Annotated in this window: 18 protein-coding genes and 1 riboswitch; of the genes, 16 read left to right on the top strand and 2 right to left on the bottom strand. The window is 64.5% G+C overall.

Features of this window, described 5'->3' with window-relative positions:
• Positions 1 to 73 precede the first annotated feature (73 nt).
• Positions 74 to 1588 (top strand): exodeoxyribonuclease VII large subunit, encoded by a 1515-nt coding sequence (xseA, locus tag AC5STI_RS01355; protein WP_475050895.1) that lies wholly within the window; start codon positions 74 to 76, stop codon positions 1586 to 1588.
• A 41-nt stretch (positions 1589 to 1629) separates the two neighbouring features.
• Here the strand turns inward: xseA and AC5STI_RS01360 are convergent, their stop codons facing one another.
• Positions 1630 to 2025 carry a hypothetical protein gene (locus AC5STI_RS01360; protein WP_475050896.1) on the bottom strand — a complete coding sequence of 132 codons (396 nt, stop codon included), beginning with the start codon at positions 2023 to 2025 and terminating at the stop codon, positions 1630 to 1632.
• Positions 2026 to 2171: 146 nt separating this feature from the next.
• Between AC5STI_RS01360 and AC5STI_RS01365 the strand changes: the two genes are divergently transcribed.
• The 4 genes from AC5STI_RS01365 to AC5STI_RS01380 all read left to right on the top strand — a co-directional run bounded on the left by AC5STI_RS01365 (position 2172) and on the right by AC5STI_RS01380 (position 5738).
• Positions 2172 to 2813 (top strand): lysoplasmalogenase, encoded by a 642-nt coding sequence (locus AC5STI_RS01365; protein ID WP_495445317.1) that lies wholly within the window; start codon positions 2172 to 2174, stop codon positions 2811 to 2813.
• A gap of 77 nt (positions 2814 to 2890) precedes the next feature.
• Positions 2891 to 4075 carry a signal recognition particle-docking protein FtsY gene (ftsY, locus tag AC5STI_RS01370; protein WP_495445318.1) on the top strand — a complete coding sequence of 395 codons (1185 nt, stop codon included), beginning with the start codon at positions 2891 to 2893 and terminating at the stop codon, positions 4073 to 4075.
• 119 nt (positions 4076 to 4194) lie between these two features.
• A complete protein-coding gene (locus AC5STI_RS01375; protein ID WP_495445319.1) occupies positions 4195 to 5097 on the top strand; it encodes a DMT family transporter in 903 nt (300 codons plus the stop codon).
• A gap of 29 nt (positions 5098 to 5126) precedes the next feature.
• Positions 5127 to 5738, top strand: coding sequence for an inner membrane-spanning protein YciB (locus tag AC5STI_RS01380; RefSeq protein ID WP_495445320.1), 612 nt, complete (start codon positions 5127 to 5129; stop codon positions 5736 to 5738).
• Between the two features lie 106 nt (positions 5739 to 5844).
• On the opposite strand, the gene AC5STI_RS01385 is transcribed toward AC5STI_RS01380, so the two are convergent.
• A complete protein-coding gene (locus AC5STI_RS01385; RefSeq protein ID WP_495445321.1) occupies positions 5845 to 6534 on the bottom strand; it encodes a glutathione S-transferase N-terminal domain-containing protein in 690 nt (229 codons plus the stop codon).
• Between the two features lie 135 nt (positions 6535 to 6669).
• A riboswitch (SAM riboswitch) is annotated at positions 6670 to 6748 on the top strand.
• Positions 6749 to 6807: 59 nt separating this feature from the next.
• On the opposite strand from AC5STI_RS01385, the gene metZ reads away from it, so the two are divergent.
• The 11 genes from metZ (at position 6808) to AC5STI_RS01440 (ending at position 22082) form a co-directional block, all read left to right on the top strand.
• Positions 6808 to 7998, top strand: coding sequence for an O-succinylhomoserine sulfhydrylase (metZ, locus tag AC5STI_RS01390; protein ID WP_495445322.1), 1191 nt, complete (start codon positions 6808 to 6810; stop codon positions 7996 to 7998).
• Positions 7999 to 8081: 83 nt separating this feature from the next.
• Positions 8082 to 9812 (top strand): GMC family oxidoreductase, encoded by a 1731-nt coding sequence (locus tag AC5STI_RS01395; RefSeq protein WP_495445323.1) that lies wholly within the window; start codon positions 8082 to 8084, stop codon positions 9810 to 9812.
• Positions 9813 to 9856: 44 nt separating this feature from the next.
• Positions 9857 to 10960 carry a GTP cyclohydrolase FolE2 gene (folE2, locus tag AC5STI_RS01400; RefSeq protein WP_475050906.1) on the top strand — a complete coding sequence of 368 codons (1104 nt, stop codon included), beginning with the start codon at positions 9857 to 9859 and terminating at the stop codon, positions 10958 to 10960.
• Positions 10961 to 11253: 293 nt separating this feature from the next.
• Positions 11254 to 12165, top strand: coding sequence for a hypothetical protein (locus tag AC5STI_RS01405; protein WP_495445324.1), 912 nt, complete (start codon positions 11254 to 11256; stop codon positions 12163 to 12165).
• 47 nt (positions 12166 to 12212) lie between these two features.
• Positions 12213 to 13661 carry a TrkH family potassium uptake protein gene (locus tag AC5STI_RS01410; RefSeq protein ID WP_475050909.1) on the top strand — a complete coding sequence of 483 codons (1449 nt, stop codon included), beginning with the start codon at positions 12213 to 12215 and terminating at the stop codon, positions 13659 to 13661.
• Positions 13662 to 13839: 178 nt separating this feature from the next.
• A complete protein-coding gene (locus tag AC5STI_RS01415) occupies positions 13840 to 15078 on the top strand; it encodes an aspartate kinase (RefSeq protein WP_475050911.1) in 1239 nt (412 codons plus the stop codon).
• Positions 15079 to 15349: 271 nt separating this feature from the next.
• Complete coding sequence (ptsP, locus tag AC5STI_RS01420) at positions 15350 to 17590, top strand: phosphoenolpyruvate--protein phosphotransferase (RefSeq protein ID WP_475050912.1); 2241 nt, start codon at positions 15350 to 15352, stop codon at positions 17588 to 17590.
• 193 nt (positions 17591 to 17783) lie between these two features.
• Positions 17784 to 20078: a bifunctional salicylyl-CoA 5-hydroxylase/oxidoreductase gene (locus tag AC5STI_RS01425; protein ID WP_495445325.1), complete on the top strand. Its 2295-nt coding sequence runs from the start codon at positions 17784 to 17786 to the stop codon at positions 20076 to 20078.
• Positions 20075 to 20830 (top strand): SDR family NAD(P)-dependent oxidoreductase, encoded by a 756-nt coding sequence (locus AC5STI_RS01430; RefSeq protein WP_495445326.1) that lies wholly within the window; start codon positions 20075 to 20077, stop codon positions 20828 to 20830. The genes AC5STI_RS01425 and AC5STI_RS01430 overlap by 4 nt, the downstream gene beginning before the upstream one ends.
• The gene (locus AC5STI_RS01435; protein WP_495445327.1) at positions 20827 to 21279 is read left to right on the top strand and encodes a MarR family winged helix-turn-helix transcriptional regulator; all 453 of its coding nucleotides are present in this window, start codon (positions 20827 to 20829) and stop codon (positions 21277 to 21279) included. The genes AC5STI_RS01430 and AC5STI_RS01435 overlap by 4 nt, the downstream gene beginning before the upstream one ends.
• Positions 21279 to 22082: an enoyl-CoA hydratase family protein gene (locus tag AC5STI_RS01440; RefSeq protein ID WP_495447717.1), complete on the top strand. Its 804-nt coding sequence runs from the start codon at positions 21279 to 21281 to the stop codon at positions 22080 to 22082. Before AC5STI_RS01435 ends, AC5STI_RS01440 begins: the two co-directional genes overlap by 1 nt.
• Positions 22083 to 22151: the final 69 nt, after the last annotated feature.

The following is a 22151-nucleotide window of genomic DNA, read 5'->3' on the forward strand; positions in this document are numbered from 1 at the left end:
GCTTGCGGCGCGTTCTATGCTGCGCGCGACTTCAAAACAAGACCGGCCAAAGGCCGCAGGAGAGCAGCCCCAGATGTCTGACCTGTTTGACGACCCAGCCCCATCCGACCGGCCCGGGCAGAACGCCCCGGAATTCACCGTTTCCGAGATCTCCGGCGAGGTGAAACGCACGCTGGAGGGGACCTTCGGCCGGATCCGGGTGAGGGGCGAAGTGGGGCGGGTGTTCAAGGCGCGCTCCGGCCACTTGTACTATGACATCAAGGACGACCGCTCGGTGCTGGCCTGCACCACCTGGAAGGGGCAGATCAGCGGGTTGTCGGTGGTGCCGGAGGAAGGGCTGGAGGTGGTGGTCACCGGCCGCCTGACCGCGTTCGGTGCGCAGTCGAAATACAACATGAACGTCGACGAGGTGGCGGTTGCCGGCCAGGGCGCGCTGATGGCGCTGCTGGAAAAACGCAAGAAACAGCTCGAGGCGGAGGGCCTGTTCGCGCCGGAGCGCAAGAAGCCGCTGCCCTACCTGCCGCAGATTATCGGGGTGGTGACCTCGCCCTCCGGCGCGGTGATCCGCGATATCCTGCACCGGCTGCGCGACCGCTTCCCGCGCAAGGTGCTGGTCTGGCCGGTCGCTGTCCAAGGGCAGAACTGCGCGCCCGAAGTGGCCCGCGCCATCGAAGGGTTCAACCGGCTGACCCCGGGTGGCGCGCTGCCGCGGCCCGATCTGATCATCGTCGCCCGCGGCGGCGGTTCGATTGAGGATCTGTGGGGATTCAACGAGGAGATCGTGGCGCGGGCTGCCGCCGCCTCGCAGATCCCGCTGATCTCTGCCGTCGGGCATGAGACCGATACCACGCTGATTGATTTCGTCTCCGACCGCCGGGCGCCGACGCCGACCGCGGCGGCAGAGCTTGCAGTGCCGGTGCGGCTGGAGCTGATGGCCTGGTCCGAGAACCAGGGCGCGCGGCTGACCCGTGCCGCGGGGCAGGCGGTGCAGCTCAGGCGTCAGCGGCTGAACGATCTGGCCCGGGCGCTGCCAAAGCCGGACACGCTGCTGGAAACTCCGCGCCAGCGGCTGGACCGGATTTCCGACCGGCTGCCCGGTGCGCTGATTTCAGGCGTGCAGCGGCGCCGGGTGCATCTGAGCGAAACCGCGGCCAGCTTGCGTCCGGCCACACTGAGGCAGCTGGTTGAGGGGCGGCGGAACCGGCTGCAGAACCTGTCGTCGCGGCTGAGCCTGCGGCCGATCCAGCGGGAAATGGCGGCGCAGAAAGACGCGCTGGGACGGCTGGCGCAGCGGCTGGATGCGGCGCAGGCCGCACGCATCGACCGCCAGCGGCAGGCCCTGACGGCCACCGGACGCCAGCTGGAGATCCTCAGCTACAAGGCGACTTTGGAACGCGGCTATGCGGTGGTGCGTTCGGGCGAGGAGATCCTGACCACCAAGGCCGCCGCCGCCAAGGCCGGCGCGCTGCAGATCGAGTTTGCCGACGGCACGCTGGATCTGGAGGGCGGTGCGCCTGCGCCGGCTGCAAAGAAAGCGGAGCCGAAACCGCCGGCGGAGGGCGGCGGCAGCCAGGGCTCGCTGTTCTAGCGGCTTGCCCGGTCAGAAGACCTGAAACGCTGCATCCGGTTTCAGGTGCCCACCTCAGGGCCGTAACACAGCATCTCCTCCCCGACGTCCTCGGCCTCGTACAGTTCCGTTGAGGCCGGGTCGTTCTCGAACCGGGCCGTCAGCCCGCCGGGGGTGAGCTCGAAGGTCCAGCATTGCGGATCGTCGCGGTTTTCATAGACGAAACAGATCTGGCCGGCTTCCTCGTACCAGCTGCCTTCCTGGCATTTGCCGTCAAGGAAGGACCAGATCACCCTGCGGTTTGGCAGGTAGCGCTCGACCCCGTACATGGAGCCGCCAAAGCCGTAAAACAGCGTCCGGCCCTGGGTGTAGCGGTCGAATTCCGCAGCCCCGAGCGGCTCGCCCGCCGCCAGCGGGGCGGGCAGGGCTGCGAGCAGGAGAATCATCAAAGAGCGCATGGAACCACTGTGCCTCAGGACCGGGGCCTGCGCCAAGCATTGGCTGCGGGCTGGCAAGGTATCCGGACAGGCTCCCGCGGGGTCACCTTTGACCGCACGCCGGGTCAAAGGACAGAGTGCCCGGAAAAGATGAGGGGAGGCAGAACATGACGGCGGAACTGGCATTGGGTGCTGCGGCGGCGGCCTGCGCGCTGGTCTATCTGTTTTTGGCCGCGCAGCCGCCCGGGCTGCTGCGCAGCGTGCTGAAGACCGCTTCGGTTGCTTTGCTGGCACTGGCGGCGCTGCCGGCCGGGGCGCCAGCGTTGCTGGCGGTGGCGCTTGGCTTATGCGCGCTGGGCGATCTGTTCCTGTCGCGTGACGGCGAGGGGGTGTTCATGGCAGGTGTCGGCGCCTTTGCCGCCGGGCATCTGGCCTATGCGGTGCTGTTCCTGACCCGGGCGGACAGCGATCCGGCGCGGCTGGCAGAAATGCCGGGATCTATGATTGCGGCGGGGCTGCTGGTGCTGGGGCTGGTGATGGCACGCGTTCTGGCGCCGCGGGCAGGCGCGCTCAGAGGGGCGGTTCTGGCCTATATCCCGATCATCCTCGGCATGGGGGCGGCGGCGCTGACGCTGCCGTTTGGCAATTGGGTCTTTGCGGCGGCCTGTGCTTTCATGCTGTCGGATATGGTGCTGGCGGCGGAAACCTTTGTCCTGGCGCAGGACCACCCGCTGCGCCGGATCACGCCCTATGCGGTCTGGCCGCTTTATTGGGGGGCGCAAGCGGGCTTTCTGGCGGCATTTTCCTGAGGTGCGCGGCGCCTTGCGCTTTGCACTCCGGTGAATTCCGCATTAGGTGAAGTGCAGACCCTTTTGCGGAGACCAAGATGGCGTTTTTCTCAAAGCTCAAGGAGCGGCTGTTCAAATCCTCCTCCAAGCTCGAGCAAGGGCTCGATGCGATTGTCGAGGAGGGCGCGGAGAGCGGCGCGGCTGAGGCTGTGGAGGCTCTGGCTGACTCCCCTGCGGTGACACCGGAGCAGCCTGCGCCTGCGCCGGTTCCGCAGCCGGAACCTGTGGCGGAGCCGGAGCCTGCGACCGAACCCGAACCCGTGCCTGATCCGCAGCCGGTGGCGGCGCCGGAGCCTGCGCCCGCGCCGCAGCCCGCACCGGTGCCGGAGAAGAAATCGCCTGGCCTGCTGGGCCGCCTGATGGGGCGCAGCGCCGCGGCGGAACCGCGCCGGGCGCTGGATGACGATATGCTGGAGCAGCTGGAGGAGCTGCTGATCGCCGCCGACATGGGCGTGGACACCGCGCTGCGCGTGACCGCCAACCTGGCCGAGGGGCGGATGGGCAAGAAGGTCTCCAGCCGCGAGATCAAGGAACTGCTGGCGCAGGAGGTCGCGCGCATCATGGAGCCGGTGGCGAAACCGCTGCCGATCTATGCCAAGCGCCCGCAGGTGGTGCTGGTTGTTGGCGTGAACGGCTCCGGCAAGACCACCACCATCGGCAAGCTGGCCAGCCAGTTCAAGGGCGCCGGCAAAAAGGTGGTGATTGCCGCAGGCGACACCTTCCGCGCGGCTGCGGTCGAACAGCTGCAGGTCTGGGGCGACCGGGCAGGGGTGCCGGTGCTGACGGCGCCGGAAGGCTCCGATCCGGCCTCATTGGCGTTTGACGCGATGACCAAGGCCCAGGAAGACGGTGCTGACCTCCTGATGATCGACACCGCGGGCCGCTTGCAGAACCGCGCCGACCTGATGGAGGAACTGGCCAAGATCGTCCGGGTGATCCGCAAGAAGGACGAGACCGCGCCGCACAACACGCTCCTGGTGCTGGACGCCACCACCGGCCAGAACGCGCTGAGCCAGGTCGGCACCTTCCAGCAGCTGGCCGATGTCTCCGGCCTGGTGATGACCAAGCTGGACGGCACCGCCAAGGGCGGTGTGCTGGTCGCGCTCGCGGACAAATTCGGCCTGCCGATCCACGCCATCGGCGTGGGTGAGCAAATCGACGATCTGGCACCGTTTGATCCGGAGGAGTTCGCCGCTGCGCTGACGGGTTTGGAGAAATCCTGATCCTTTATTCATCTGGCTGAAAATATCCCGGGGGGCGTCCATTGTGGTGCCATTGGTTCAAGCCCAATGGGCGGGGGGCAGAGCCCCCGGCGCTCTCCTCCCGCGCAAAGGCATTTGATTTGAGCGATTGGCTGATCTCCCTGGAAGGTACCGAGGCCGGGCATCAAGCCGCGCTGTTCCTGGCCATCTGGGCTGCCTTTCTGCACGCGGTTTTCGGGGCGCTGCAAAAGGGGCGGCATGATCCCTGGCTGTCGCGCGGGGCGATCGACTTTTCCTACTGTGTGATGGCGGCGCCGTTTGCGCTGTTCGTGGTGCCCTGGCCGGAGCCGCATATGTGGCTGATCTTTGCCGTCGCCTGGGGGATCCACGTCTTCTACAAGCTGTTTCAGGCGCTGGCCTATACCAAGGGCAGCTATACGGTGGTCTACCCGGTGGTGCGCGGGACCGGGCCGCTGTTTACGGTGATCGGCTCCTTCTTCCTGTTCGGTGAGGTGTTCACCCCGGTGCAATGGCTGGGGGTGGCGGTGCTGCTGGCCGGGATCTTTGGTCTGGCGGCCTATAACTTTGTCTTCCTGGAAGCCAACCGCGACACCTTTGGGGTTGCACTGCTGTTTGCCTTTATCACCGGGTTGTTTGTGGCCGCCTACACCACATATGACGCCTACGGCATCCGGGCGACGGCGGATCCATTCACCTTCCTGGCGTGGTTCTTCATGATCGACGGGCTGGTATTTCCGGTGATTGCCTTCACCCGCTGGCGGAACATGCCGGAACCGCCCGCACCCGGACCGCTGATGGTCAAGGGGTTCTTTGGCGGGCTGGTCGCCTTTGCGTCCTTTGGCGCAATCATGCTGGCCACGCGGCTCGACAAGGTGGGGGAGGCGGCGGTGCTGCGGGAGACCTCCACCGTGTTTGCCGCCCTCATTGGCTGGCTGGTGCTGAAGGAAACCGTGGGGCCGCGGCGGATCGCGCTGATGGCTTTGATCGCCTTGGGCGCCGTGATAGTGGAAATGGGTGGCTGAGACCGCCGCGAGAGCATTGAGGAGGCCCCATGGCCGCGAAGAAGATCAACCCGACCCTTAAGATGGTGCTGGAACTGGGCCCGATTGTCCTGTTCTTCATCGGCTATCTGAAGCTGAAGGATGAGGTGTTTCTGATCGGCGGCAGCGAATACAAGGGCTTCATCGTCATTACTGCCGCGTTTATCCCGCTGATGGTGGCGTCCACATTGGCCTTGTGGAAGCTGACCGGGCATTTGTCGCGGATGCAGTTTGCCACGCTGATCCTGGTGGTGCTGTTCGGCGGCATGTCGGTGTGGTTCAACGATGACCGGTTCATCAAGATGAAGCCGACGATGCTGTATCTGCTGTTCGGCGGCTTGCTGGGGCTAGGCCTGATCCGCGGTCAAAGCTGGCTCAAGGTGGTGATGGAAGAGCTGATGCCGCTGAAGCAGGAGGGCTGGATGATCCTGACGCGGCGGCTGTGCGCGTTCTTCTTTGGCCTGGCGGTGGCGAATGAGCTGATCTGGCGCACCCAGAGCACCGAGGCCTGGGTCTATTTCAAGACCTTCGGTCTGCCGGTGGCGATGTTTGCCTTCTTCATGTTCCAGGGGCAGCTGTTCCAGAAGTACGGCGACGAGGAAGAGGCCGGCCCGGCGGAGTAACCGGGGGCAGCAGGGGCGGGGCTCCCGCGCCTTGGCGCATCATCAAAGATGAAGCGCAAAGTCTTGGGCCCGGCAGCGCACCTGCGGTGCGCTGCGGTTGCGCGCGTTACTGGCCTTGCCCGAAAATCACTTCCTGTGCCCTTGTGTCGGACCGGTCCCCGCGCAAATCCGCGTGCAGCGCGCGGCCCGCGATGACGCCGGGGCGGGACCACATGAGATCCAGCCAGCGGGCCAGATGCGGTTTGTCGTCCAGTGTCTGCTGCTGGCCCTCCCACAGCGAGGCCCAGGGCCAGATCGCCATATCGGCAATCGTATAGTCTGCGCCTGCCACATACTCATTTTCCGCCAGCTGCCGGTTTAGCACGCCGTACAGACGTGCGACCTCATTGCGGTAGCGGTCCTTGGCATAGGGCAGATCCTGGGCTGCGTACTTCAGGAAGTGATGCGCCTGGCCCGCCATTGGGCCGAGGCCGCCCATTTGCCACATCAGCCATTGATCCACGATGAGCCGCGCGCGTTCGTCCGCGCCGTAAAACTGCCCGGTCTTGCGGGCGAGGTACTGGAGGATGGCACCGCTTTCGAACAGGGAGACCGGCGCGCCGCCGGGGCCGTCCGGATCCACAATGGCGGGCATCCGGTTGTTGGGGGAGATCTTCAGGAATTCCGGCGCGAACTGGTCGCCCTTGCCGATGTCGATAAGGGTGACCTCGTAAGGAAGCCCCATCTCCGCCAGCGCGATGGAGATTTTCCAGCCGTTCGGGGTAGGCCAGTAGAAAAGCCGGATCGGGTCCTGCATCTTGCGCCTCCGTCTGTTTGCCCGGCCACAGGAGCATGAGGGGTGCGGGCAGGCAAGGGGCAGCGGCACTCACATCGGTGTGACCTGGGGGACGGCGGCGGCTTGACCGAATCCCGCAAGATGCGTAAAGCCCCTGCATCACATCGTGGCGATTTGTTACCGGATTGCGGGCCACGTTAAACAATCCCGCTAAAGAGGTCAGGACGTGAAGGACCCCCTTTCGCTTGGCCGATCGGGGGTTTTTTGTGCGCTATGGGCGCGAGGAGACAGAAGATGAGCGACAACTGGAACAGCCGCACCACGCTGGTTCACGGAGGCACCCGCCGCAGCCAGTACAACGAGGTGAGCGAGGCGATCTTTCTGACCCAGGGCTTTGTCTACGACAGCGCCGAGCAGGCCGAGGCGCGGTTCATCGAGACCGGCCCGGATGAGTTCATCTATGCCCGCTACGGCAACCCGACCGTCGATATGTTCGAAAAGCGCATCGCGGCGCTGGAAGGGGCCGAGGATGCCTTTGCCACCGCCTCCGGCATGGCGGCTGTGAATGGCGCGCTGACTTCGCTGGTGAAGGCGGGCGATCACATCGTGTCCGCCAAGGCGCTGTTCGGCTCCTGCAACTATATACTGGCGGATGTGCTGGGCCGCTTCGGGGTGGAGGTCACATTCATCGACGGCACGGACCTGGAGGCCTGGCGGGCGGCGGTGCGCCCGGACACCAAGGCGGTGTTTTTCGAGAGCATGTCGAACCCGACGCTGGAGGTGATCGACATAGCCGCGGTTGCGGAGATCGCGCATTCCGTTGGTGCCACGGTGGTCGTGGACAACGTGTTCTCGACCCCGGTGTTCTCCGACGCCATCGCGCAGGGCGCCGATGTGGTGATCTATTCCGCGACCAAGCATATCGACGGCCAGGGCCGGGCGCTGGGCGGGGTGGTGCTGGGCACCAAGGAGTATATCCGCGGCACTCTGGAACCCTATATGAAACATACCGGCGGTTCGCTCAGCCCGTTCAATGCCTGGGTGATGCTGAAGGGGCTGGAGACACTTGCGCTGCGGGTCAATGCACAGGCGGAGACCGCGCTGGAAATTGCCGAGGCGCTGGACGGCCATCCGGCGCTGGAGCGGACCATCTATCCGGGGCTGAAGGACCACGCGCAGAACGCGCTGGTGCAGACCCAGCTGGGCGGCAAGGGCGGCACCGTGCTGTCGCTTGATTTGAAGGGCGGCAAGGAGGCAGCGTTCAAGTTCCTGAACGCGATGACCATCCCGGTGATCTCCAACAACCTGGGTGACGCCAAATCCATCGCCACCCATCCGGCGACCACCACCCACCAGCGCCTCAGCGATGAGCTGAAGGCGGAGCTGGGCATTACGCCTGGCCTGGTGCGGTTCTCGGTCGGGCTGGAGGATGCCGGTGATCTGATCGCCGACCTGAAGGCGGCACTGGACGCGGCGCAGGCCTGAACGCGGGCTTTCTCCTGCGTGCCCGACCGCATTCCGCTTGGTAACGGTTGAGCAACCGCTGCCCTTTGTGGTGCGGTGAGCGCATGGAGTTTGATTATGTTATTGCAGGCGGCGGCTCGGCCGGCTCGGTCATGGCGTCTCGCCTGTCGGAAGACCCCGGTGTTTCGGTCTGTCTGATTGAAGCCGGGGGCAACGGGCGCGGGCTCTTTGTCCGCGCGCCTGCGCTGGTTGCCGGGATGATCTCAGGGCGGCCCCGGATCAACAACTGGGCTTTCCACACTGAACCCCAGGCGGCGCTGAACGGGCGGCGGGGGTTCCAGCCACGGGGCAAGGGCTTGGGGGGATCCTCGGCAATCAACGCCATGCTGTACGTGCGCGGTCATCCATCCGACTATGATGAGTGGGCGCAGATGGGCTGCGAGGGCTGGGACTGGGATTCCGTACTGCCCTATTTCCGCAAGGCTGAGCGCAACGCGCGCGGCGCCGACGGGCTGCATGGCGGGGACGGGCCGTTGCAAGTGGGCGACCAATCCGAGCCGCGCGCCATCACGCATGCCTATGTCGAGGCCTGCGCCCAGTCGCAATTGCCGCTGAGCGATGATTTCAACGGTCCGGTGCAGGAAGGGGGCGGGCTGTATCAGGTCACGCAGTTCCACGACGGGCCGCAGGCCGGGGAGCGCTGTTCCGCCGCCGCAGCCTATCTGCCGCCGCAGGTGCGGCAGCGCAGCAATCTGACGGTTCTGACCCGCACCCATGTGACGCGTATCCTCATGGACGGCAAGCAGGCCGCGGGCGTTGCCTGCAGGCGGCGGGGGCGCGCGCTCAGCATCAAGGCGCGGCGGGAGGTCATCCTGAGCGCCGGCGCTTTCGGCTCTCCCCAGCTGCTGATGCTGTCGGGGGTCGGCCCGGAAGCGGAACTGCGGCAGCACGGTATTACGCCGGTCCATGTATCCGAGGGCGTCGGGCAAAACCTGCAGGATCATCTGGATTATATCATCTCCTACCGGTCCAAGCGGCCGGACACGGTCGGCCTGAACCCGCGCGGGGCCTGGCAGATGGCGCGCGCCGGGCTGCAGTGGCGGCGGAACGGATCGGGGCTGTTTGCCTCGCCGATGGCAGAGGGGGGCGGCTTTTTCCGGACATCGCCGGATCTGGAGCGTCCTGATATCCAGTTGCATTTCGTCGTTGGTATCGTGGATGACCACATGCGGAAGCTGCATTTCTCTCATGGCTATTCCTGCCATGTCTGCGTGCTGCGGCCTGCAAGCCGCGGCCAGGTCGGGCTTCATTCAGCCGATCCGGCTGCGCCGCCGCGCATTGACCCGAACTACTTGGGCGCGGCGTCAGATCTTGAAACGATGAAACGCGGCGCGCGGCTTATGGAGCGTATTCTGCAGACGGAGGCGCTGGCGCCGTGGCGGGGCCGCACCCTGTATGAAATGGATGGCAGCGATGCCGCGCTTGAGGCCGATATCCGCAGGCGTGCCGACAGCATCTATCACCCGGTGGGAACCTGCCGGATGGGCAGCGGCGCCGATGCCGTGTGCGACCTGGAAGGGCGCGTCCGGGGGCTGTCCGGGCTGCGCGTGGTTGATGCGTCGCTCATGCCGGCACTGGTGGGCGGGAACACCAATGCGCCAACCATAATGATGGCCGAGAAAATCGCCGCGGGCATGAGGCCAGCTGGCGGGGGATGGAACCGGCTGGCCAGGCCGCCTTGCGGGGCGGCTGGATGGCTGTCCGTGCAGGCGCAAGTTCTGCCGCATTTGGCGGTTCCGTTTTGTAATTTGCCGCGTAACGGTATATGGGAGTAGCCTGCCAGTCCTTATATGGGCCCTATGATTTGGGGGAAATGCCGATGAACATTCACAACCGCGACGCCGCAGAGGCTCCGGACCGCGAGGCAGCCGCTGCCGCGCTGGATGTGCTGCGGGCCTGGGCCGGCATTGCGTCTGAGACAGAGATTGCCGAGCTAGACCCGGCCGTGGCGCGGCTGCTGCCGGGCCGTGAAGTCGGGAATTATCCGGATCTGTCGCGGACTTACCCTGAGGATTTCAAGTCGGACGAGGCCTATCGCGCGACGCTGCCCGACTTGCAGAACGGGCCGACCAGCCTGATCCGCGGCGCCAAGGAGCAGATCCAGCATGTGGGGATTTCGAATTTCCGCCTGCCGATCCGGTTTCATACCCGCGACGACGGCGACCTGACGCTGGAAACCAGCGTGACCGGCACCGTCAGCCTGGATGCGGGCAAGAAGGGCATCAACATGTCCCGGATCATGCGCACCTTTTACAAGCACGCGGAGCGCACCTTCAGTTTTGAGGTGATGGCGAACGCGCTGGATGATTACCTGAGCGATCTGGACAGCCCGGATGCGCGCATCCAGATGCGGTTCTCCTTCCCGGCGCGCGTTGAAAGCCTGCGCTCCGGCCTCAGCGGCTATCAGTATTACGACTTTGCGCTGGAACTGGTCGACCATGACGGGGTGCGTGAGAAGATCATGCATCTGGACTACGTTTATTCTTCGACCTGCCCATGCTCGCTGGAATTGTCGGAGCACGCCCGCCAGGCGCGCGGCCAGCTGGCAACGCCGCATTCGCAGCGCTCGGTGGCGCGGATTTCGGTGCAATCGGTGCCCGGCAGCGAGTGCCTGTGGTTCGAGGACCTGATCGAGCTGTGCCGCAAGGCGGTGCCGACCGAGACCCAAGTGATGGTGAAGCGCGAGGATGAGCAGGCCTTTGCCGAGCTGAACGCCGCCAACCCGATCTTTGTCGAGGACGCGGCGCGGCTGTTTTGCGAAGCGCTGCAGGGCGATGCCCGGATCGGTGATTTCCGGGTCGTGGCCAGCCATCAGGAAAGCCTGCACAGCCATGATGCGGTCAGCGTGCTGACCCAAGGCCCGCTGTTCAAGGCGATGAGCCTGGACCCCAAGCTGTTCTCTACTCTGATCCATCACGGCTGATCCAACTGCGGGACTGCCTGGCTTTCGGGCAGGTTTCCGCCGGATATGCGGCATTTTCTGCGTTGCCGCAATTTTTACGCCGCTGCGCAGAAACCCATGCTAGCCTGATCCGCGAATCCCCCGGTTATCCTGCCGGGGGGCAGGGGAGCTTGTGCGCAGGTGTCTGCAATTGACGGCCCGAATTCTGCTGTACCCGGCCCGGGGCTCATCCGGTGTCCGCTCCCCTTTACCCTTGCCCGGACCACACAGAACAGCCCCGGCGCGAGGCCAGTGCAGGACTTGAGGAGTATCAGATGACGAGCTTTCACCATATTGCCGGTTTGACGGCCAGGGCGCATGAATGGGCAGGGTTTGCAGCCGGAATGCAGCTGAAGCTGTGGCGCCAGGCGGCAGAGGCCGCGCTGCAGGCGCCCTATGAGCAGATGCGGATGGCGCATTCGATGATGGAAGCGCAACGGCGGCTGATGGGAGCAAACCCGGCAGCGGCAGAGACCGCGCCGGAAGCTAAAGCCGAACCGGCAGCGGAAGCCAAAGCGGCAGCTAAAACAGAACCCAAGGCAGACGCGAAAGCCGAAGCAAAGGCGGAACCTGCAGCGGAGCCCAAGCCGGCAGCCGCAGAGCAGACGCAGGCGCGGACAAAGCCGGCTGCCAAGGCGGCCAGGAAACCCGCCGCGAAAAAGCCCGCGGCCCGCAAGACCGCGACCCGCAAGCCTGCCGCGCGGAAAGCGCCGGCACGTGCAAAGGCGGCAAACACGGCAGCCAAGCCGGAGCAGGCCAAAACGGCTGCGGCGCAGCCCGCAAAAGAGGCTGTGGATAATCAGGCCGCCAAGCAGGGCGGACCGGCTGCCGGGTCCGGGATGAAAGAGGCGCCTGCGGTGTTCCGCACGTCCTCAGCCCGCAAGGGCGAGCAAGAGCAGTCTGCCAAGTCTGTAGCGCAACCTGCAGCCAAAACCGAAGCGCCAAAAGCCGCAACTCCGGAAGCCAAAGCGCCGGAGGCAAAAGCTGTGGAATCCAAAGCGTCTGAGGCAAAAGCTCGGGCACCCGAAGCGAAATCGCCGCAGGCAAAACCGCCGGCAGCGGAAGCAAAGGCACCGGCCAAGGCAGAGGCGCCCCAGTCCGCGTCAGCCAAGCGGCCGCGCAAACCTTCGACACCGCCGCAGATGCCGCAGCGCAACGCTCCTGCCAAGAGCGGCAGCGGCGAATAGTGCCGCGCACTTGACACTTACCGCGCGGGGGGCCAACGCTGCGCCGCATGTTGGATCTCCGCCCGGTTGGATATGTCATCGGCCTGCTGGTCGTCATTTTGGGAGCCATGATGGTGTTCCCGCTGCTGGTCGACCTGCTGGACGGCCGCGGTGAATGGCATGTGTTTCTGGAAAGCTCGGTGTTCTCGATCCTGGTTGGCGGCCTGCTGGCGCTGAGCTGTGCCAACGGGGTCAAGGAGGGGCTGAGCATCCGCCAGACCTTCCTTTTGACCACCACTGTCTGGCTGGCGCTGCCGCTGTTCGGGGCGATCCCGCTGATGCTGGGGGCGACCGAGCTGAGGTTTGTCGACGCCTTCTTTGAAGCGATGTCGGGGCTGACCACCACCGGATCGACGGTGATTTCCGGTCTGGATGACCTGCCGCGCGGATTGCTATTGTGGCGCGGCATCCTGCAGTGGGTCGGCGGGATCGGCATCATTGTTGTGGCAATGGTGTTCCTGCCCGAGCTGCGGGTCGGGGGGATGCAGATCTTTAAATCCGAAAGCTTTGACACCTTTGGTAAAATCCTGCCGCGCGCGCAGGCGATCGCCAAGCAGATATCGCTGATCTACGTGTCGCTGACAATGGCCTGCATGCTGGTCTACATGGTGATGGGCATGGGGCCGTTCGATGCGCTGGTGCATTCGATGACCACCATCGCCACCGGCGGGTTCGCCAATTACGATGCGTCCTTCGGGGCCTTTGCCGGGCCGGTGGAGTATGCCGCCTCCGTCTTCATGATCCTGGCTGCACTGCCGTTCGTGCGCTATGTGCAGCTGATCAACGGCCACGGCACGCCGATGCTGCGCGACAGCCAGATCCGCGGGTTCTTGATGACGCTGGGCTTGCTGGTCGCGATTGCCACGGGGGTGCTGTATTACACGCGCCCGCACGGGGGCGAGGAAGCGCTGCGCTCGGCCCTGTTCAACATCACCTCGATCATGTCCGGCACAGGCTATGCCAGCGCCGATTATATGCAGTGGGGCAGCTTCCTGGTGATGATCTTCTTCTTCACCGGGCTGATCGGCGGCTGCGCGGGCTCGACCGCCTGCTCCGTCAAGATCTTCCGCTACCAGCTGCTGTTTGCCTCAATCCGCGGCCAGATCCAGCGCATCCGCTCGCCGCACGGGGTGTTCATCACCCGCTATGAGGGGCGGCCGGTGAACGCTGAAGTGCTGAGTTCGGTGATTTCCTTCTTCATGTTCTTTGTCGTCACTTTGGGTGTGGTGGCCTGGGCGCTGGCGCTGACCGGGCTGGATTTCGTCACCGCGGTGTCGGGAGCGGCCACGGCTGTGGCCAATATCGGCCCCGGGCTGGGCGATACAATTGGACCGGCCGGCAATTTCTCGACCCTCAACGATCCGGCGAAATGGATCCTGAGCGCGGCGATGCTGATCGGGCGGCTGGAGCTGATGGCGGTCTACGCCATTCTGACGGTGCGGTTCTGGCGCGGTTGAGCGCCCGCGGATTGGCGAAAATTGCGCAAGCCGGGTGTTGTGGCGCTTTGCCGCGCCGGAGGGGCGGGGTGAACCGCAGCTTCCTTGCCCGCAGGGCCTGCGCGCTCTTGCCCTCAAGGGGCCGCTCGCATATGAGGCACGGGACCGAAACCCGCAAGCGCAGGGAGACCCGTTCCATATGCCCGTACTTGTGATGAAATTCGGCGGCACATCTGTCGCCAACCTGGACCGCATCCGCCGTGCCGCCAAACGCGTCGGCGTAGAGGTCGCCAAGGGCTATGACGTGATCGTCATCGTCTCCGCCATGTCCGGCAAGACCAATGAGCTGGTGGGCTGGGTCGATGAGACCTCGCCGCTTTATGACGCGCGGGAATATGACGCCGTGGTGTCCTCGGGCGAGAATGTGACAGCCGGCCTGATGGCGCTGACGCTGCAGGAAATGGATGTTCCGGCGCGCAGCTGGCAGGGATGGCAGGTGCCGCTCAAGACCAACTCGGCGCACAGCCAGGCGCGGATCGAGGAGATCCCGCCGGAAAACATCCGCGCCAAGTTCGCCGAGGGCATGAAGGTGGCCGTCGTCGCCGGTTTTCAGGGCATCAGCCCGGAAGGCCGGATCACCACCCTGGGCCGCGGCGGCTCTGACACCACGGCAGTGGCCTTTGCCGCCTCGTTCGGGGCGGAGCGCTGCGATATCTACACCGATGTGGACGGCGTCTATACGACCGATCCGCGGATTTGCGACAAGGCGCGCAAGCTGGATAAAATCGCCTTTGAAGAGATGCTGGAGCTGGCCTCGCTGGGGGCCAAGGTGCTGCAAACCCGCTCGGTCGAACTGGCAATGCGCTATAAGGTGAAGCTGCGCGTTCTGTCGAGCTTTGAGGAACAGTCCGACGAGGCCGGAACCCTGGTCTGCGACGAGGAGGAAATCATGGAATCCAATGTTGTGGCCGGTGTGGCCTATTCCCGTGACGAAGCCAAGCTGACCGTGCAGTCGGTGGCGGACCGCCCTGGCATCGCGGCGACCATCTTTACCACGCTCAGCGACGCGGGCGTGAACGTGGACATGATCGTGCAGGACATCTCCGAAGAGGGCCGCACCGACATGACCTTCTCCTGTCCGACCGATCAGGTGGCCCGCGCCGAGCAGGCACTGCTGGCGATCAAGGAGAAGGGCGAGCTGAACTATGCCGAACTGCTGGCCGACCGTGATGTGGCCAAGGTTTCGGTGGTCGGCATCGGTATGCGCTCGCAGTCCGGTGTTGCGGCGAAGATGTTCAAGGTGCTGTCGGATGAGGGCATCAACATCAAGGTGATCACCACCTCGGAAATCAAGATCTCGGTGCTGATCGACCGCAAGTACATGGAACTGGCCGTGCAGGCGCTGCATGACGCGTTTGAATTGCAGAAAGCCGGCTAAGCGCTGATCTGGCATAAAGATTCGGAATTTTGCAAAGGCGCCGCTCTGGCGCCTTTGTTGTGTCAGGGCTGCCCTGCGCGGTAATTTGCGCAGCGCCTTGGCGGACTGCGCTGATTGCGGGCAATACTGCAAAAACACTTGGACTTTTCATCTTAGGGTGGGACAAGTGGGTGGAGGAGCGCGCGCTGGCGTACTACTCTGGGCGGTGTCCGTTCCAGAGCAGCAATCTGGACGGCAGCGTGCAGGGGGAAGACCTCGGGAGAGGGTGAGAATGTCCGATACGACGGAATCCGAAAGCAGGAAGCTTCTGGGCCGCTTGCGGGAGGCGATGGCGAGTGATGATGCCGGCCAGGCGCGGCTGGACAAGATCACCCATTTGATCGCTGACAGCATGGGAACCGAGGTGTGCTCGGTCTATCTGTTCCGCGATGACGAGACTCTGGAACTGTGCGCGACTCAAGGTTTGAACCGCGAATCGGTGCACCAGACCCGGATGCGGATCGGCGAGGGCCTGGTCGGCCGGGTGGCGCGCTATGGCAAAGTTGTGAACACGCCGGATGCGCCGAACGCCAAGGGCTTCCGCTATATGCCGGAAACCGGGGAGGAGCGGTATTCCTCCTTCCTCGGCGTGCCGATCCAGCGGCTGGGCGAGATGCTGGGCGTCCTGGTGGTGCAGTCCAAGGAGGCGCGCGAGTTTTCGGCGGACGCAGTCTATGCGCTGGAAGTGGTGGCGATGGTGATCGCCGAGATGACCGAGCTGGGCGCCTTTGTCGGCGAGGGCGCGGCGCTGTCGCCCCTGCACCAGCAGGCAGTGCTGATTCACGGAACCTCGGCCCAGGAAGGCGCGGCAGAAGGCAACGTGTGGCTGCATGAGCCGCGGGTGATTGTCACCAACCCGATTGCCGATGATCCCCAGCGTGAGCTGGAGCGGCTGAATGATGCTGTCGAGGAGCTGAGGGTCGGTGTCGACAAGATGCTGGAAGTCTCCCGCAACGGCGACAAGGAGCAGTTGCAGGTCCTGGAAGCCTACCGGATGTTTGCCAATTCCAAGGGCTGGATGCGGCGCATGGAAGAAGACATCGCCCGCGGTCTGAGCGCCGAGGCTGCGGTGGAAAAGGAACAGTCGCAGGCCCGGGCCCGGATGTCGCAAGTTCAGGACGCCTATCTGCGTGAGCGGCTGAGTGATCTGGACGATCTGTCGAACCGGCTGCTGCGGATTCTGACCGGCCAGGGGGCCGACACGGGGGCGGACCTGCCGGAGAACCCGATCCTGATTGCGCGCAATATCGGGCCCGGCGACCTGCTGGAATACGGCCGGTCCTTGCGCGGGATCGTGCTGGAGGAGGGCTCCGTCGGCTCCCACGCGGCCATTGTTGCGCGGGCACTGGCGATTCCGCTGGTGGTGAATGCCAAGCGCGTCACCACCGAGGCGCTGAACGGCGACCACATCATGGTCGATGGCGATCAGGGCGTGGTGCATCTGCGCCCGGACGAAACCGTCGTCGGCGCCTTTCGCGACAAGATCGCGATGCATGCGCAGGCGCAGGAGCGATATGCCTCGATCCGCGACAAGCCCGCGATAACCACCGACGGGCAGCGCATCAACATGGTGATGAACGCGGGCCTGATGGCCGACCTCCCGTCGCTGGATGGCTCCGGTGCCGAAGGCGTGGGGCTGTTCCGCACGGAATTGCAGTTCCTGGTCCGCAACCAGATGCCGAAACGCTCGGAACTGGTGGCGCTCTACAAGCGGGTTCTGGACGCGGCTCATGGCAAGCCGGTGGTGTTCCGCACCCTGGATATCGGTTCCGACAAAGTGCTGCCCTACATGAAGCCAACGGATGAGCCGAACCCGGCGCTGGGCTGGCGGGCGATACGGGTGGGGCTGGATAAACCGGGCGTGATGCGGATGCAGCTGCAGGCGCTGCTGCGTTCTGCTGAAGGCCGCCCGTTGTCGATTATGTTCCCCTTTGTCGCCCAGTTCGAGGAATACCGCGCCGCCAAGGCCGAGGTCGAAAAGACTATCGAGCGCGAGCGTATTCTGGGCCACGTGCTGCCTGCGGATCTGAAGGTGGGCGCGATGCTGGAAACGCCCTCGCTGGCCTATGCGCCGCAAAAGTTCTTTGACGAGGTCGCCTTTATCTCCATTGGCGGAAATGACCTCAAGCAGTTCTTCTTTGCCGCCGACCGTGAAAACGAACGGGTCCGCAAGCGTTATGACACGCTGAATGTGAGCTTTCTGAGCTTCATCGAGCGGATCGTCGAGCGCTGCGCCATCTCAGGCACGCCGCTCAGCTTCTGCGGCGAGGATGCGGGCCGTCCGGTTGAGGCCGTGTGCCTGGCCGCGATGGGCATCCGCACGCTGTCGATGCGTCCGGCCTCGATCGGGCCGGTGAAGTCGCTGCTGCTGCGGGTGGACCTAGGCGAGCTGCGCAAGATCATTTCGGACGCGCGCCACCGCGGCGATCAGGCGGTGCGCCCGGCCGTGATGGAGTACCTGCGGGGGCTGTGATCTGCGCCGGGCTGCGCGGCTGGCCCCGCCCGGAATATGTGCCTGTGCGTTTTTCTTCCTTACAGCGGCCCGGTAACGGGATGCGGCGGTTTCCTGCGGTCATTTGCTTCAAGCTTAAAACTTTAGGCTTGAAGTTTTTTCCGACCCGCTTATCCTGATCTCCGTAATCAGCGCTGAGCGGGAGAGGATGGTCATGAAAGTCGTCTGTCTTGGGGGAGGGCCTGCCGGCCTTTACTTTGCGATCTCGATGAAGCTGCGCCAGCCGGACGCCGAGGTCACGGTGATCGAGCGCAACAAGGCTGATGACACCTTTGGCTGGGGCGTGGTGCTGTCGGATGACGCGCTGGAGAACCTGAGCGAAAATGACCCCAAAAGCGCAGCGGCGATCCGGGAGAGTTTTGCCTATTGGGACGACATTGCTGTTGTTCATAACGGGGTTCGCACGGTGTCGGGCGGCCACGGCTTTGCCGGGATCGGGCGTAAGCAAATGCTCTTGCTGCTGCAGGACCGGGCGCGCGAGCTAGGGGTGGACCTGCAGTTCGAGACCGTTGCCAAGACCGCTGCCGAGTACCGGAAGGAATACGATCTGGTAGTCGGCTGCGACGGGCTGAATTCCAGTGTGCGCAATGAGTTCGCGGAACACTTTAAACCGGAAATCGACGTGCGGCCCTGCAAGTTCATCTGGCTGGGCACCCATCAGAAATTCGACGACGCCTTCACCTTCATTTTTGAGAAGACCAAGCACGGCTGGATGTGGATCCACGCCTATCAGTTCGACGATGACACCGCGACGGTGATTGTCGAATGCTCAGCCGAGACCTGGGAGAACTGGGGCTTCGAGGGGATGAGCAAGGAGGAGATCATTCGCACCTGCGAGGAGATCTTTGCCGATCACCTGGACGGTCACGCGCTGATGTCCAACGCGGCGCATCTGCGCGGAGCGGCTGTGTGGATCAACTTCCCGCGGGTTCTGTGCGAGAAGTGGCACCATGAGAACGTGGTGCTGCTGGGCGATGCCTCTGCCACGGCGCATTTCTCGATCGGCTCGGGCTCGCGGCTGGCGTTTGACAGCGCCATTTCTCTGGCGGAGCTGCTGACCACGGAACCGTCGATGGAACGTGCTTTTGAGCGCTATCAGGAGGAGCGGCGGCTGGACGTGCTGCGGCTTCAGTCGGCGGCGCGCAACTCCTTGGAGTGGTTCGAGGAAGTCGAGCGCTACCTGGACATGGACCCGGTGCAGTTCAATTACTCGCTGCTGACCCGCTCGCAGCGGATTTCCCACGAAAACCTGCGCTTGCGGGATGCGGAGTGGCTGCAAAGCGCCGAGAAGTGGTTCCAGGACAAGGCAGGCGCGCCCGCGGATGCGCCGGTGCGGCCCCCGATGTTTGCGCCTTACCGCTTGCGCGGGATGGAGTTGAAGAACCGGATCGTGGTCTCGCCCATGGCGCAGTACAAGGCGGTGGAGGGCTGCCCGACGGACTGGCACTTGATCCATTATGGCGAGCGTGCCAAGGGCGGGGCGGGGCTGGTCTATACCGAGATGACCTGTGTCTCGGCGGAGGGGCGGATCACGCCCGGTTGTCCGGGGCTTTATACGCCGGAGCATGAAGCGGCTTGGAAGCGGCTGACCGATTTCGTCCATGCAGAAACCAGCGCAAAGATCTGCTGCCAGATCGGCCATTCGGGCCGCAAGGGATCGACCCAGCTGGGCTGGGAGGAGATGGACGCGCCCTTGCCTGACGGAAACTGGGAGACGGTCTCGGCCTCACCCATCCCGTGGTCGGACAACAACCCGGCCCCGCGGGAGGTCACGCGCGAAGAAATGGACACGATCAAGGCGGAATTCGTGGCTGCCGCCAAGATGGCAGAGCGCGCCGGGTTTGACATGATCGAACTTCATGCGGCGCATGGCTATCTTATTTCGTCCTTTATCTCGCCAAAATCGAACATTCGCACGGATGAGTATGGAGGCAGCCTGGAAAACCGCCTGCGCTACCCGCTCGAGGTGTTTCAGGCGATGCGCGCGGTCTGGCCGGAAGGGAAGCCGATGTCTGTCCGTATCTCGGCCAACGACTGGGTCGGCGACGAAGGCGTGACGCCGGAGGACGCGCTCGAGATCGCCAAGGCGTTCACCGCGGCCGGTGCGGATATCATTGATGTCTCCGCCGGGCAGACCTCCACTGATGCGCAGCCGGTTTACGGGCGGATGTTCCAGACGCCGTTCTCCGACCGTATCCGCAACGAGGCCGGGATTGCCACCATGGCGGTCGGCAATATCTATGAGGCAGACCATGCAAACTCGATCCTGATGGCGGGCCGGGCGGATCTGGTCTGCGTGGGCCGCCCGCACTTGGCTGATCCCTACTGGAGCCTGCATGAGGCGGCGCGGATCGGCGACCGGCATGGCGACTGGCCGCTGCCGTATCTGGCGGGCCGCGATCAGCTGTGGCGGCTGGCCGACCGTGAGGCGGAGGTGATCCGGGCATGAGTGTGGCGGGCAAACATGCGGTGATTTCCGGCGGCGGCTCCGGCGTCGGCGCCGAGCTTGCCGCGCGGTTTGCTGCGGGCGGCGCCAAGGTCACCATCCTGGGCCGCCGCATGGAGCCGTTGCAGGAGGTAGCGGACCGCACGGGCGCCTTCGCCGCTCGCTGTGACGTCACGGACACGGCTGAACTGGATGCAGCGCTGGCCAAGGCGGCTGAGGCCAACGGGCCGGTGAGCATTGCGCTGGCCAATGCCGGTGCGGCGCCGTCCAAGCCATTTGAGCGGATGACCTCCGGGGACTTCGAGGCGGCGCTGTCGGTCAATCTGACCGGTGTCTTCAACCTGTGGCAAGCTTGCCTGCCGGGGATGAAAGAGCAAGGCTGGGGGCGGCTGATTGCCATTGCCTCCACCGCTGGGCTGAAGGGCTACCCCTATGTCTCCGGTTATTGCGCCGCGAAACACGGGGTTGTCGGCCTGACCCGGGCGCTGGCGGTGGAGCTGGCGAAGACCGGGGTGACGGTGAACGCGATCTGCCCGGGTTTCATTGAGACGCCGCTGTTGCAAAGATCGCTGGACAACATCGTGGCCAAGACCGGGATGACAGAGGAACAGGCGGCCAAGTCCCTGCGCCGCGGCAATCCTCAGGACCGCTTTATCCAGCCGGGAGAAGTGGCGGATGCGGCGCTGTGGCTGGCCAGTGCAGGCGCGGGGTCAGTCAACGGCAGCGCGCTGCCCATTTCGGGAGGGGAGATTTGAGCACAACTTCGAAAGACCGGCTGCGGCTGTGGCTGAAGGTGCTGAAGGCCACCAAGGCGGTGGAGAGCGAAGTGCGCGAGAACCTGCGCCGTGATTTCGCAACCACGCTGCCGCGGTTCGATGTGATGGCGGCGCTGATGCAGCACGGCAAAGGCCTGAAGATGAGCGAACTGTCGGGGGTTCTGAAAGTCTCCAACGGCAACGTGACCGGCATCGTTGAGCGGCTGGTCGAGGATGGCCATGTGCTGCGCGAGAAGGTCGAGGGCGACCGGCGCGCCAACCTGGTGCGGCTGACCCCAGCGGGCAAGGCGGAGTTTGCCCGGCAGGCGGACGCCCACGAGGGCTGGATCAACGCGGCCTTTGACGGGCTGACCACGGATGAGGCGCAGAGAATAACAGAAAGCCTGGACGCGGTGGCCCGGCGTCTGGAAAACGGAGGCAAGGCGTGATGCTGAACACGGACCCGAAACACTTCCTGTGCCGGATCGAGGACGGCATCGCCACCGTCTCGCTGGACCGGCCGGAGCGGAAGAACCCGCTGACCTTCGACAGCTACGCCGAGCTGCGCGACTGGTTCCGGGATCTGCACTATGACGATACGGTCAAGGCCGTGGTCTTTGCCTCCAACGGCGGCAACTTCTGCTCTGGCGGTGATGTGCATGATATCATCGGGCCGCTGACGAAGATGAGCATGAAGGAGCTGCTGGCGTTCACCCGGATGACCGGCGATCTGGTCAAGGCGATTGTGAACTGCGGCAAGCCGGTGATTGCGGCGATTGACGGGATCTGCGTGGGAGCCGGAGCGATCATCGCCATGGCCTCGGACATCCGGATCGCGACGCCGGAGGCGAAGACTGCGTTCCTGTTCACCCGTGTGGGTCTCGCGGGCTGCGATATGGGCGCCTGTGCAATCCTGCCCCGGATCATCGGCCAGGGGCGGGCGGCGGAGCTGCTTTATACCGGGCGGTCGATGAGCGCCGACGAGGGGTATGCCTGGGGCTTCCACAACAAGCTGGTCGCAGCAGACGAGCTGGAAGCGGAGGCGCAGAGCTGGGCCGCGCGGATCGCGGCGGGGCCGAACTTTGGCCACATGATGACCAAGACCATGCTGGCGCAGGAATGGTCGATGTCGATCGAGCAGGCGATCGAAGCGGAGGCGCAGGCGCAGGCGATCTGTATGCAGACAGCAGATTTCGAGCGCGCCTATCATGCCTTTGTGAAGAAGGAAAAGCCGCTGTTTGAAGGCGACTGAGCCGCGGCACCGCTGGAACCTGCGCCGGAGGAGGGCGCGGGTGCCTCCGGCGGGAGTATTTGGGGAAAG

It is taken from the genome of Leisingera sp. CC-HEC096, from assembly GCF_059429235.1.